The sequence below is a fragment of the Klebsiella sp. Ech2A genome, assembly GCF_030078455.1.
GTDB classification, from domain to species: domain Bacteria; phylum Pseudomonadota; class Gammaproteobacteria; order Enterobacterales; family Enterobacteriaceae; genus Klebsiella; species Klebsiella terrigena.
In genome coordinates, this window is sequence record NZ_JAQGFU010000125.1 from 1 (window position 1) to 12,722 (window position 12,722).

General features: G+C 57.9%; 10 protein-coding genes, 1 tRNA gene and 1 pseudogene. 7 read left to right on the forward strand and 5 right to left on the reverse strand.

Annotated features, from left to right (window positions below; all coding sequences use genetic code 11):
* Positions 1-919, reverse strand: a pseudogene (locus tag PFH44_RS18960) (trifunctional transcriptional regulator/proline dehydrogenase/L-glutamate gamma-semialdehyde dehydrogenase); the annotation flags it as partial.
* A 481-nt stretch (positions 920-1,400) separates the two neighbouring features.
* On the opposite strand from PFH44_RS18960, the gene putP reads away from it, so the two are divergent.
* Both putP and PFH44_RS18970 read left to right on the forward strand, forming a co-directional pair.
* On the forward strand, positions 1,401-2,909 hold the full coding sequence (gene putP, locus PFH44_RS18965; RefSeq protein ID WP_283825814.1) for a sodium/proline symporter PutP: 1,509 nt from the start codon (positions 1,401-1,403) through the stop codon (positions 2,907-2,909).
* A gap of 147 nt (positions 2,910-3,056) precedes the next feature.
* Entirely contained in the window at positions 3,057-3,491 is a 435-nt protein-coding gene (locus tag PFH44_RS18970) for a DUF3574 domain-containing protein (protein ID WP_283825815.1), read from the forward strand.
* 71 nt (positions 3,492-3,562) lie between these two features.
* Here PFH44_RS18970 and PFH44_RS18975 read toward each other — a convergent pair whose 3' ends face one another.
* The gene (locus PFH44_RS18975) at positions 3,563-4,747 is read right to left on the reverse strand and encodes a NupC/NupG family nucleoside CNT transporter (RefSeq protein ID WP_283825816.1); all 1,185 of its coding nucleotides are present in this window, start codon (positions 4,745-4,747) and stop codon (positions 3,563-3,565) included.
* A 273-nt stretch (positions 4,748-5,020) separates the two neighbouring features.
* Here PFH44_RS18975 and efeU point away from each other — a divergent pair, with 273 nt between their 5' ends.
* The 4 genes from efeU (at position 5,021) to phoH (ending at position 9,621) form a co-directional block, all read left to right on the forward strand.
* Positions 5,021-5,860 (forward strand): iron uptake transporter permease EfeU, encoded by an 840-nt coding sequence (gene efeU, locus PFH44_RS18980; RefSeq protein ID WP_045854801.1) that lies wholly within the window; start codon positions 5,021-5,023, stop codon positions 5,858-5,860.
* A 48-nt stretch (positions 5,861-5,908) separates the two neighbouring features.
* Positions 5,909-7,036, forward strand: a complete 1,128-nt coding sequence (gene efeO / locus PFH44_RS18985; protein ID WP_283825817.1) for an iron uptake system protein EfeO — start codon at positions 5,909-5,911, stop codon at positions 7,034-7,036.
* 4 nt (positions 7,037-7,040) lie between these two features.
* Positions 7,041-8,324: an iron uptake transporter deferrochelatase/peroxidase subunit gene (gene efeB, locus PFH44_RS18990; protein WP_283825818.1), complete on the forward strand. Its 1,284-nt coding sequence runs from the start codon at positions 7,041-7,043 to the stop codon at positions 8,322-8,324.
* A gap of 508 nt (positions 8,325-8,832) precedes the next feature.
* A complete protein-coding gene (gene phoH / locus PFH44_RS18995; RefSeq protein ID WP_283825819.1) occupies positions 8,833-9,621 on the forward strand; it encodes a phosphate starvation-inducible protein PhoH in 789 nt (262 codons plus the stop codon).
* A 74-nt stretch (positions 9,622-9,695) separates the two neighbouring features.
* Here phoH and PFH44_RS19000 read toward each other — a convergent pair whose 3' ends face one another.
* The 3 genes from PFH44_RS19000 to PFH44_RS19010 form a co-directional block, all read right to left on the reverse strand.
* Positions 9,696-10,937: an MFS transporter gene (locus PFH44_RS19000; RefSeq protein WP_045854804.1), complete on the reverse strand. Its 1,242-nt coding sequence runs from the start codon at positions 10,935-10,937 to the stop codon at positions 9,696-9,698.
* Between the two features lie 56 nt (positions 10,938-10,993).
* On the reverse strand, positions 10,994-11,134 hold the full coding sequence (locus tag PFH44_RS19005) for a hypothetical protein (protein WP_161795648.1): 141 nt from the start codon (positions 11,132-11,134) through the stop codon (positions 10,994-10,996).
* Between the two features lie 422 nt (positions 11,135-11,556).
* Positions 11,557-11,644 (reverse strand) — tRNA-Ser (locus PFH44_RS19010).
* 268 nt (positions 11,645-11,912) lie between these two features.
* Here PFH44_RS19010 and ghrA point away from each other — a divergent pair.
* Positions 11,913-12,722: glyoxylate/hydroxypyruvate reductase GhrA (gene ghrA, locus PFH44_RS19015; protein ID WP_283825820.1), on the forward strand; the 810-nt coding region annotated here is incomplete at its 3' end.

Below are 12,722 nucleotides of genomic sequence, written 5' to 3' on the forward strand. Positions count from 1 at the left end.
CCTGCTGATAGGAGACCGTATAGGCCTGGGGGTCGGGGGCGGTCAGCGCCGCTTCCCCGAGCATATCGTAGGAGTAGCGGAAGCCTTTCTCTTCCAGCTTGCGGGCGTTGGCCAGCGCTTCGGCGATGGTTTCGCCGGTGACGAACTGCTCGCCCATCAGGCGCATCGCCATATCGACGCCTTTGCGGATCAGCGGCTCGCCGCTTTTGCCAATGATGCGGTTCAGCGAGCGCGACAGGCTGGTTTCATTGTGGGTGGAGACCAGCTTGCCGGTAAACAGCAGCCCCCAGGTGGCGGCGTTAACGAACAGCGACGGGCTGCGGCCGATATGCGACTGCCAGTTACCGTTGCTGATCTTGTCGCGAATAAGGGCGTCGCGGGTGGCTTTATCCGGAATACGCAGCAGCGCCTCCGCGAGACACATCAGCGCCACGCCCTCCTGCGAGGAGAGGGAGAACTCCTGCAGCAGGCTCTGCACCATCCCGGCGCGCCCGCTGGCGTTTTTTTGATTGCGCAGCTTTTCCGCCAGCGTCCAGGCGAGCTTGTGCGCCTGTTCGCCCAGCACCTGCGGCAGGCGGGCCTGTTCGAGGAGCATCGGCACGGCGTCGGTTTCGGCGCGGCGATAGGCTGCGGTAATGTCCGCCCGCGCCACTGACTGGGGCAGGATCTGTTCGGCGAATTCAAGGAACGGCTGGTACGGCTCTTCGCTCAGCGGACCCGCGTCGTCGCTTTCGTTGGCCGCCCCGGAGAGCAGCGCCGGAAGCTCGGGCAGCGATTCGTCATTCTCCAGCTTTTCCAGATAGTTGAAAATCGCCTGCTTAATCAGCCAGTGCGGCGTGCGGTCGATACGGCTGGCGGCGGACTTGATGCGTTCGCGCGTGGCTTCGTCAAGTTTAACGCCCATGGTGGTGGTGCCCATGTCATGAACTCCTGTTATTGGTCGTTCGCTTCATTCATGACCCGACCCGTATTGTGGCGGCATGATTCGGCGAGCTGAGCTTCTGTGCGGTTATGAGGTTGCGTAGGAATATCTACTATGTTGCAACTTTGTGCAACCTTGTTAATCGCAACTTGTGGGTCAGGCTGAAAAAAGGTTTTGTTGTTAAATTTAATGATGGGATTAGCGGTAATTTAACCTTTATTTAAAGGCGTATTTACCTGCGTCAGTTAACATTTTTATCAGGTGCAACCAATAAAAACGTGAGGAAGTGCAACCTATAACAAAATGAGGTTTGGTCATCGGCGGAATTAGTGTAAATGCTGTGTTAAATCGTTTGTGAAAAACCGCCGCTTCCGTCAGGATACGGTCGCCCAATACAACCATTGTGCCATTACCCCGTTCCGGTAGTGGAATAAAACGACAAATCTGGACGCTGTCGACAAAAAATCTGGAGATTTGCATGGCTATTAGCACCCCGATGTTGGTGACTTTTACTGTTTATATATTTGGCATGGTACTGATCGGGTTTATTGCCTGGCGATCGACGAAGAACTTCGATGATTATATTCTCGGCGGCCGTAGCCTCGGTCCCTTCGTGACCGCGCTGTCCGCCGGAGCCTCGGATATGAGCGGCTGGCTGCTGATGGGGCTGCCGGGCGCCATATTTCTTTCCGGTATTTCCGAGAGCTGGATTGCCATCGGCCTGACGCTGGGGGCGTGGGTTAACTGGAAGCTGGTAGCCGGCCGCCTGCGCGTTCATACCGAGGTGAATAATAATGCGCTGACCCTGCCGGACTATTTCACCGGCCGCTTTGAAGATAAAAGCCGGGTGCTGCGTATTATCTCCGCGCTGGTTATTTTGCTGTTCTTCACTATTTATTGTGCCTCCGGCATCGTTGCCGGCGCGCGTCTGTTTGAAAGCACCTTTGGCATGAGCTACGAAACGGCGCTGTGGGCCGGTGCTGCCGCGACGATTATTTATACCTTCGTCGGCGGATTCCTCGCGGTAAGCTGGACCGATACCGTGCAGGCCAGCCTGATGATTTTCGCGCTGATCCTGACGCCGGTGATGGTGATTATTTCCGTCGGCGGCTTCGGCGATTCGCTGGAGGTGATTAAGCAAAAGAGCATTGAAAATGTCGATATGCTGAAGGGGCTTAATTTCGTCGCCATTATTTCGCTGATGGGCTGGGGGCTGGGCTACTTTGGTCAGCCGCATATCCTGGCACGCTTTATGGCGGCGGACTCCCATCACAGCATCGTCCACGCTCGCCGCATCAGCATGACCTGGATGATCTTCTGCCTGGCGGGCGCCGTGGCGGTTGGCTTCTTCGGCATCGCATGGTTTAACAACAACCCGGCGCTGGCCGGAGCGGTGAATCAGAACTCCGAGCGCGTGTTTATTGAACTGGCGCAAATCCTGTTTAACCCGTGGATTGCCGGTATTCTGCTGTCGGCAATTCTGGCGGCGGTGATGTCAACCCTGAGCTGCCAGCTGCTGGTCTGTTCCAGCGCGATCACCGAGGATTTGTATAAGGCCTTCCTGCGCAAAAACGCCGGGCAGAAAGAGCTGGTGTGGGTCGGTCGGATGATGGTGCTGGTGGTGGCGCTGATTGCCATCGCGCTGGCGGCCAATCCGGACAACCGCGTGCTGGGCCTGGTGAGCTACGCGTGGGCGGGCTTCGGCGCGGCCTTCGGTCCGGTGGTGCTGTTCTCCGTTATGTGGTCACGCATGACCCGCAACGGCGCGCTGGCCGGCATGGTTATCGGCGCGCTGACCGTTATTGTCTGGAAACAGTTTGGCTGGCTTGGCCTGTACGAAATCATCCCTGGCTTTATCTTTGGCAGCCTCGGGATCGTGGTCTTCAGCCTGCTGAGCAAAGCGCCTTCGGCATCCATGCAGCAGCGTTTTGCCGAGGCCAACGCCCACTATCACTCCGCGCCGCCGGTCCGCGCGACCGCAGAGTAAGCGCAGGCTTCCTGCTAAAGCCCGCCTCCGGCGGGCTTTTTTGTGCCCGCGGCTCGCCGCAGCCGGACCGGGGCCGACGGGAACCCTCTTGCTAATTCTCTGAAAATACGCTGATATCTGAGCACAAATAACAATGAGGATAGCAATATGAGTTTCAAACAGGGTGCAATGGCGCTGGTGCTGGCAGGGCTGCTTGGCGGCTGCGTGGCGCCGGGCAAAACCACCGTTTCAGCGCCGGCTGCCGGCGCCTGCCCGGCGGACAATTCCATGGAGCAGACCACGCTGTACTTTGGCCTCAGCCGTCCGGCGGGTAAAGATATCACCCCCGCGGAGTGGCAGCAGTTTGTTGACCGCGACGTCACCCCGCGCTTTCGCGACGGCCTGACGGTGTTTGACGCCCGGGGCCAGTGGCTGGGTAACGACGGGAGCGTGGCGCGCGAGCAGAGCAAGGCGCTGATGCTGATCCACGGGAAAGATGCGAAGAGCGAAGAGGGGATTGAGGCGCTGCGCACGATCTATAAGGCGCGCTTCGCCCAGGAGTCAGTGATGCGCGTTGATGGCCAGGTTTGCGTGCATTTCTAAAACTCGTTCATTTATAAATAAAAGGCGGGGCCACGCCGGCCCCGCCTTGATTGTCTCCGCTGGCGTCTCGCTTACAGCACCAGCCCGGCAAAGCTGGCGGAGAGCAGGCTGACCAGCGTCGCGCCGTAGACCAGGCGCAGGCCGAAGCGGGAAACAATGTTGCCCTGCGGCTCGTTAAGCCCCTTAATGGCGCCGGCGATAATGCCAATCGAGGCAAAGTTAGCAAAAGAGACCAGGAAGACCGACAGAATGCCCAGCCCGCGCGGCGTCATGCCGGCGGCAATTTTCTGCAGCTCGATCATGGCGACAAATTCGTTGGCCACCAGCTTGGTTGCCATAATGCTGCCCGCGTTCAGCGCGTCGCTGAGCGGAATACCAATCAGCCACGCCAGCGGGTAAAAGACGTAGCCCAGAATCTGCTGGAAGCTGAGGCCAAATACGGTAGCGAAGAGGGCGTTAACGGCGCTGATTAAGGCAATAAAGCCCATCAGCATCGCCAGAATAATCATCGCCACCTTGAAGCCAGCCAGAATATATTCGCCGAGCATTTCAAAGAAGCTCTGCGACTCGTGCAGCTTCTCCAGCTTAATCTCCTGTTCGCTGCCCGGTCGCGTCGGGTTAATAATAGACAGCACAATAAAGGTGCTGAACATATTGAGGATCAGCGCCGCGACGACGTATTTCGCGTCCAGCATGCTCATATAGGCGCCGACAATCGACAGCGACACCGTCGACATTGCGGTGGCGGCCATGGTGAACAGCCGGCGAGAGGAGAGATCGCCGAGCACGCCCTTATAGGCAATGAAGTTTTCCGACTGTCCGAGGATCAGCGAGCTGACGGCGTTAAAGGACTCGAGCTTGCCCATGCCGTTGACTTTTGACAGCAGGGTGCCGATGACGCGAATAAAAATGGGCAGAATGCGCCAGTGCTGGAGAATACCAATCAGCGCGGAGATAAAGACAATCGGGCACAGCACGCCGAGGAAAATAAAGGCCAGGCCTTTTTCACTCATGCCGCCAAATACAAAGCTGGTGCCCTCGGCGGCAAAGCCGAGTAATGAGGTGAAAAAGCCGGAGATATTTTTAACTATCCACAGGCCGCTTTCGGCGTGGAGAAAAAAGAAAGCCAGGGCAGTTTCAATAACAATTAACTGGATAATATAGCGAACGCGGATTTTTTGTCGGTCATAGCTGGCAAGCCAGGCAAGGCTGAGGATAACCACCAGCGCCAGCAGGAAGTGTAAAAACTGAGTCATATTATTCTTTTCGCAGGTAAATAAGGCCGCTATTTAGCCACAGCCGCTACCTCCGGTAAATATCTGCTGCGAAAAAACCGGCGATCCTGCTCGCTGCCGCCGGCGCAGGCGAATAATTGCCTAAGTAATTATTTTTCAGCGATTAATTTACAACTCGTCATCATTCTCTACACATTTCACTTGTGTTTCTGATTATTGTAATGATAATCACTATCAGAAATATTTACCTATCTTTGCATCCGTTGACCGCGGCTCACATTTAAGGATGTCGGCATGTTTGTTCCATTTCTCATCATGTTACGTGAAGGCCTGGAAGCAGCGCTGATTGTCAGCCTGATCGCCAGCTATCTGAAACGCACCCAGCGCGGAAACTGGATTGGCGTAATGTGGATTGGGGTCATCCTCGCGGCGGCGCTGTGCCTCGGGCTGGGGATCTTTATCAACGAAACAACCGGCGAATTTCCGCAGCGTGAACAGGAGCTGTTTGAGGGCATCGTGGCGCTGGTCGCGGTCTTTATCCTGACCTGGATGGTGTTCTGGATGCGCAAGGTGTCGCGCAACGTGAAGCAGCAGCTGGAGCAGGCGGTGGATAACGCTCTGCAGCGCGGTAACAACCACGGCTGGGCGCTGGTGATGATGGTCTTTTTTGCCGTGGCGCGCGAAGGCCTGGAGTCGGTATTTTTCCTGCTGGCGGCGTTCCAGCAGGATGTCGGTATCTGGCCGCCGCTGGGCGCGATGCTTGGCCTCGCCACCGCCGTTGTCCTCGGTTTCCTGCTCTACTGGGGCGGCATCCGCCTTAATCTCGGCGCGTTCTTCAAGTGGACCAGCCTGTTCATTCTGCTGGTCGCCGCAGGCCTTGCCGCCGGCGCCATTCGCGCCTTTCACGAGGCCGGGCTGTGGAACCACCTCCAGGACGTGGCCTTCGATCTGAGCGGCGTGCTGTCGACGCACAGCCTGTTCGGTACGCTGCTTGAAGGCATCTTCGGCTATCAGGAAGCGCCGACCGTCAGCGAAGTGGCGGTGTACTTTATCTATTTGATTCCGGCGCTGGTGCTGTTTGCGCTGCCGCCGCGTAGCAATCCAGCAGCCTCGCGTACCGCTCCGCTTAAGTAGGGCGCCGCAGGATATATCGTTACCACATACTTACCGAAAGGGATGATCATGATGACTCATTTTCGCCGTAATGCGCTGCAGCTTGCCGTCGCAGCGTTGTTCAGCTCCGCCTTTTGCGCCCAGGCTGCGGATATTCCGCAGGTAAAAGTGACCGTTAATGACAAGCAGTGTGAACCGATGAACGTGACCGTGAAAGCGGGTAAAACGCAGTTCATCATTCAGAACCACAGTCAGAAGGCGCTGGAGTGGGAGATCCTTAAAGGCGTGATGGTCGTGGAAGAGCGCGAAAACATTGCGCCGGGCTTTACGCAAAAGCTGACGGCTAACCTGCAGCCGGGCGAATACGATATGACCTGCGGCCTGCTGACTAACCCGAAAGGGAAGCTGATTGTCACCGGTACTGCCACCAAAGACGCGGCGAAAGCCGACGCGCTGCTGAGCCTCGGCGAAGCGATTACCGCCTATAAAGCCTACGTCACGGCGGAAACCGCCCAGCTGGTTACCGGCACGAAGGCCTTCACCGACGCGGTGAAAGCGGGCGATATCGAAAAAGCGAAAGCGCTGTATGCCCCGACGCGTCAGCACTACGAGCGCATCGAACCGATCGCCGAGCTGTTCTCCGATCTTGACGGCAGCATTGATGCCCGTGAAGACGACTACGAGAAGAAAGCGGAAGATCCGAAATTCACCGGCTTCCACCGTCTGGAAAAAGCCCTGTTTGGCGACAACAGCACCAAGGGCATGGAGAGCTACGCCGACCGTCTGAATACCGACGTGCTGGAGCTGCAAAAACGCATCAGCGAGCTGGCGTTCCCGCCGTCTAAAGTGGTGGGCGGCGCCGCGGGCCTGATTGAGGAAGTGGCCGCCAGCAAAATCAGCGGCGAAGAAGATCGCTACAGCCACACCGACCTGTGGGACTTCCAGGCTAACGTTGACGGCGCGCAGAAAATTGTCGACCTGCTGCGTCCGCAGCTGCAAAAAGAGAACGCCGCGCTGCTGGCGAAAGTTGACGCTAACTTCAAGAAAGTTGACGCGATTCTCGCGAAATACCGCACCAAAGACGGCTATGAGACCTATGACAAGCTGACCGATGCGGATCGTAACGCGCTGAAAGGCCCGATCACCACCCTGGCGGAAGATCTGGCTCAGCTGCGCGGGATCCTGGGTCTGGACTAAAGCAATGGCAGAGCAGAAGCAATTCGAGGTGAATGAACCGTCACGTCGGCGGTTATTAAAAGGGATCGGCGCGCTAGGCGGCGCGCTGGCCATCGCCGGCGGCTGTCCGGTTGCGCATGCGGCCAAAAGCACCAGCTCGCCGGGCACGCTGTCGCCCAACGCGCGTATGGAGGAGCAGCCCTTTTATGGGCTGCACCAGGCGGGGATCCTCACCCCGCAGCAGGCCGCGATGATGCTGGTGGCCTTCGACGTGCTGGCCGGCGATAAGGCCGACCTCGAGCGCCTGTTCCGCCTGCTGACCCAGCGTATTGCCTTCCTGACCAAGGGCGGGCCGGCGCCGGACACGCCGAATCCGCGCCTGCCGCCGATGGACTCGGGCATTCTCGGGCCGTGGATTGCCCCGGATAACCTGACGATGACCGTTTCGGTCGGCCATTCGCTGTTTGACGAGCGCTATGGCTTAGCGAGTCTCGCGCCGAAGAAGCTGCAGAAGATGACGCGCTTTCCCAACGATTCGCTGGATGCCGCGCTCTGTCACGGCGATCTGCTGCTACAGATTTGCGCCAACACCCAGGATACGGTGATCCACGCGCTGCGCGATGTGATTAAGCATAGCCCGGATCTGCTGAGCGTCCGCTGGAAGCGTGAGGGCTTTATCTCCGATAGCGCCGCGCGGAGCAAAGGCAAGGAGACGCCGGTTAACCTGCTGGGCTTTAAGGACGGCACGGCGAACCCGGTGAGCACCGACAGCGCGCTGATGGACGAGGTGGTGTGGGTTACCGCCGGACAGGGAGAACCGGCGTGGGCGACGGGCGGCAGCTACCAGGCGGCGCGCATTATCCAGTTCCACGTTGAGTTCTGGGATCGTACGCCGCTGAAAGAGCAGCAGACGATTTTCGGCCGCGACAAGCACAGCGGCGCGCCGCTGGGGATGCAGCACGAGCACGACGTGCCGGATTACGCGAAAGATCCCGATGGCGATATCATCGCGCTGGATAGCCACATTCGGCTGGCTAACCCGCGCACGCCGCAGACGCAGTCGAACCTGATGATGCGCCGTGGCTATAGCTATTCGCTGGGGGTGACCAACTCCGGGCAGCTGGATATGGGGCTGCTGTTCGTCTGCTATCAGCACGATCTGGAAAAAGGTTTCCTGACGGTGCAAAAGCGTCTCAACGGCGAAGCGCTGGAGGAGTACATCAAGCCGATCGGCGGCGGCTACTTCTTTGCGCTGCCGGGCGTCAAGGATAGCCAGCACTACCTGGCGCAGTCCCTGCTTGAAGCCTGACGTTCCTGCCCGCAAGGGCAGGGCGTTTTCTGCTGTTTTTCCATTCTTTTTTTGTATTTCCTGCCTTGTGTTATTTTTCTGTAATCTAATTGTCGGAAACTCTCCAGAGCTGCGATGAGAATTATTTGTTGTCTGTATGTAAAAAATAAGTTGCATTAAGAATTATTTTTGATGTACTTATTACAGACGCGGTAGTTCCCGGCAGTGATGTCGTTCACTATGGAGATCGCGAATGCCCGATTGCTGTAACGGAAAATGTAAAACTTCTTACCGTACTCATCAGCACGGGGGCCACACTTCCGGCCGTGATTCCCACACCCCTAATGTTTCTCCAGTCACTACAGACAATCCGAACCCAGACCGGGTGAGCGGTGCGCGTAGCCGTGACCCGTTGTCAATTCGACAGGCAAGCAATGGCTTAAAAGGAAGCCAAACCTCAATCGTTCGTGCGCATAATCGCGTCGATATTGACGCGTGTGATGTAAACCAACAACGCAAGGTGCTATCCATGGGAAGACAAAAAGCAGTGACCAAAGCTCGTCGTGAGGCCAAACGTGTGCTGAGACAGGATTCGCGCAGCCATAAGCAGCGCGAAGAAGAATCGGTCACATCGCTTGTGCAAATGAGTGGCGTAGAAGCCATTGGCATGGCGCGGGACAGTCGCGATTTATCGCCGATTGAAGCGCGCAATGACGCTCAGGTGCATTATTTGAATGCCATTGACAATAAACAGCTGATCTTTGCCACCGGTGAAGCCGGGTGCGGGAAGACTTGGATCAGCGCGGCAAAAGCAGCTGAGGCCCTGATCCATAAGGATGTGGACAGAATTATTGTTACCCGTCCCGTTCTGCAGGCCGATGAAGACCTCGGCTTCTTACCGGGAGATATCGCCGAGAAATTCGCCCCCTATTTCCGCCCGGTTTATGACGTGCTGGTGAGAAGGTTGGGCGCTTCCTTTATGCAATACTGCCTGCGGCCGGAAATCGGCAAGGTGGAAATCGCGCCGTTCGCCTACATGCGCGGACGTACATTTGAAAATGCGGTTGTGATTCTGGACGAGGCTCAGAACGTGACCGCTGCGCAAATGAAAATGTTTTTGACCCGCCTCGGGGAGAACGTGACGGTCATCGTCAACGGCGACGTTACCCAGTGTGATTTACCCTCTGGCGTAAGGTCTGGCCTGGTCGATGCGCTGGCGCGTTTTGAAGAAGACGAGATGGTTGGTATTGTCCGCTTTACGACCGACGACTGCGTCCGCTCGATGCTCTGCCAGCGAGCGCTGAAAGCCTACTACTAGCGGTTATATTCAGCGCAAAGCCCGGGGAAACCCGGGCTTTGTTTTTTCTGCGGCCCGCCGACGCGGCCTGCGGCTTAGCCAATCGCCCCCAGCGCATCTTCGCTGCCCTGCTTTTTCGGCAGCAGGTACAGGGTGGCGAAAATATCCAGCAGATAGAGCAGGGCCAGCAGGGTGATCGCCGCGGTAAAGGACCAGTGGCTGACGAACAGGCCAATCACCAGCGGCCCAAATCCGCCGACGCCGCGCCCCAGATTAAACAGCACGTTCTGCGCGGTAGCGCGCACTTTCAGCGGGTAGGTATCGGAGATAAGCGCCCCGTAGCCGCCGATCATCCCGTTGACGAACATTCCCATCAGCGCCCCGGTAAACAGCATAACGACGGGGTCGCGCAGCTGGGCGTAGATAATGACCATCACCACGGCGCCGACCTGGTAAATAAGGAAGATTTTCCAGCGCGGGAAGCGATCCGCCAGCACGCCAAACAGCCAGATGCCGAAGGTCATCCCCACCACGGTGACCGCCGTCCACAGCCCGGATTTGGTCAGCGAGAAGCCAAAGCTGGAGGAGAGATAGCTCGGCATCCAGATCATCAGGCCGTAGTAGCCAAAATTCTGCACCGAACACAGGATCAGAATGCCGATACTGGCCTTTGAGGTGGCTCTGTCGGCAAACAGCATCCCGATCCGCGTCGTGAACGATATTTCCTCAGCGACGCGGCTATCTTTGGTAAACGCCTCGGGTTCGCCCATGCCGCGGCGGATGGCAAATGAGACCAGCGCCGGCAGCAGGCCGACCAGAAACATTCCGCGCCAGCCGATGATGTCCAGCAGGAGCGGGGTGATAAAGGCGGCAAGCAGGACCCCTAGCTGCCAGCCGATGCCGACCCATGCCGAGGCCCGGTTGCGCTTATGGGCGGGCCAGACTTCGGCAATCAGCGCCATGCCGATACCGAATTCGCCGCCGAGCCCCATCCCCGCCAGGGTGCGATAGGCCAGCAGATCCCAATAGCCCTGGGCGACCGCACAAAGACCGGTAAACACGGAGAACATCAGGATCGTGAAGGTCAGGACGCGAATGCGCCCGAGGCGATCGCTGAGATGACCAAACAGAATCCCGCCCAGCACCGCGCCAATGAGCGTCCAGGTGACGAGAGAACCCGCCTGAGAGGTGCTGAGCGCCAGAGAAGCGCTGATTGCCGGCAGCATGAAGCCGAGGATCAGCAGGTCGAAACCATCCATTGCGTAGCCGCTGATCGCCGCGACCATGGCTTTAGCCGGCGTCACGCCGCGCTTGTTTTGTGGGGAAGAGAAGGTCATGTCCAGGCCTTAGGATTAAATTGTGCGCCAAGTATAGATTTGTCAGCGATCGTAATCTACCGCAAAGAGGGGCCCAGGGTCAGGAGGCGCGAGCAAAGCCGGAGCATCGCCAGATGCTCCGCCGCGTCGATAAACGAGACGAAATAGTGATGAATAGCGGGCGTCGCCCCTTCGGGACCAACGCAGGCGTTGTTCAAAAATGCTCCCGGCATTTTTGTACGGGCAGCCCGCTCGCAGGCTCGCGGTCTGTGCAGCTGGCGGTGCCAGCTGTCGAACCCTGGTCGAGGCTTCTCATCCCTCCCAGGGCGGTGCAACAGGCGAAAAAAAAGCCCGTACTTGCGTACGAGCTCTTCTTTAAATATGGCGGTGAGGGAGGGATTGACTCGCTTTGCTCGCGATTACTCGGCCCGTCCCTGGGCCTCGCCCCTTCGGGGCCAACGCAGGCGTTGTTCAAAAATGCTCCCGGCATTTTTGTACGGGCAGCCCGCTCGTAGGCTCGCGGTCTGTCCAGCTGGCGGTGCCAGCTGTCGAACCCCGGTCGGGGCTTCTCATCCCCCCCTGGTGGGGTGCAATGTGCGAAAAAAAAGCCCGTACGCAAGTACGAGCTCTTCTTTAAATATGGCGGTGAGGGGGGGATTCGAACCCCCGATACGTTGCCGTATACACACTTTCCAGGCGTGCTCCTTCAGCCACTCGGACACCTCACCATATTGTCGTTCCCGTTGTCGCTGGGAACGGGCGCTAATTTAGGGAAATACGTATCTCTCGTCAATCAACTTTTTTAAAAAACCGCGCGTTTAGCCAAACTTCACGCAACCTGCTGGCAAAACGCACGACAATCGTTTTTTTTGTCACCACTCTCTTTTTGCCCGCCGGCCAGTCGAAATTTGCTATGCTGGCAAACCAATAGAAAACAACAAGTAAAATACAGCGCTAACGCAAACCTGCTTAAGACATTAGCTATCAGGAGCCACAATGGAGATTATCTTTTACCACCCGACGTTTGATATTCCGTACTGGATTGCCGCGCTGGAAAAACAGCTCCCCGGTTCGCGCGTACGCGAGTGGAAGCCTGGCGACGATCGGCCCGCCGACTATGCGCTGGTCTGGCACCCGCCGGTGGAAATGCTCCAGGGCCGCGACCTAAAGGCCGTCTTTGCGCTCGGCGCGGGGGTGGACTCGATCCTCAGCAAACTGCGCGAACATCCGCAGATGCTGCCGCTATCGATTCCACTCTTCCGCCTGGAAGATACCGGCATGGGGCTGCAGATGCAGGAGTATGCGGTCAGCCAGGTGCTGCACTGGTTCCGCCGGTTTGACGATTATCAGGCGCTGAAGCAGCAGGCGCGCTGGCAGCCGCTCGATGAATACCGGCGCGAAGATTTTTCCATCGGCATCATGGGGGCCGGCGTGCTCGGCGCGAAGGTTGCGCAAGGGCTGCAGGCATGGGGCTTCCCGCTGCGCAGCTGGAGCCGCAGCCGCAAGGCGTGGCCGCAGGTGCAAAGCTTTGCCGGGGCCGATGAGCTGAATGAGTTCCTGCGCGAAACCCGGGTCCTGATCAACCTGCTGCCCAACACGGCGGAGACCGTCGGCATTATTAATCAGCAGCTGCTGGCGCAGCTTCCGGACGGCAGCTATGTTCTCAACCTGGCGCGCGGCGTCCATGTCGTTGAAGACGACCTGCTGGCGGCGCTGGAAAGCGGTAAACTTAAAGGCGCCATGCTCGATGTCTTCAGCCGCGAGCCGCTCCCGGCATCAAGCCCGCTGTGGGCGCATCCGCGAGTG

Coding starts and splice junctions, on each gene's coding strand:
- efeO (WP_283825817.1), top strand. CDS start 5,909: ATGATGACTCATTTTCGCCGTAATGCGCTGCAGCTTGCCGTCGCAGCG.
- efeB (WP_283825818.1), top strand. CDS start 7,041: ATGGCAGAGCAGAAGCAATTCGAGGTGAATGAACCGTCACGTCGGCGG.
- PFH44_RS19000 (WP_045854804.1), bottom strand. CDS start 10,937: ATGACCTTCTCTTCCCCACAAAACAAGCGCGGCGTGACGCCGGCTAAA.
- phoH (WP_283825819.1), top strand. CDS start 8,833: ATGGGAAGACAAAAAGCAGTGACCAAAGCTCGTCGTGAGGCCAAACGT.
- PFH44_RS18970 (WP_283825815.1), top strand. CDS start 3,057: ATGAGTTTCAAACAGGGTGCAATGGCGCTGGTGCTGGCAGGGCTGCTT.
- PFH44_RS18975 (WP_283825816.1), bottom strand. CDS start 4,747: ATGACTCAGTTTTTACACTTCCTGCTGGCGCTGGTGGTTATCCTCAGC.
- putP (WP_283825814.1), top strand. CDS start 1,401: ATGGCTATTAGCACCCCGATGTTGGTGACTTTTACTGTTTATATATTT.
- efeU (WP_045854801.1), top strand. CDS start 5,021: ATGTTTGTTCCATTTCTCATCATGTTACGTGAAGGCCTGGAAGCAGCG.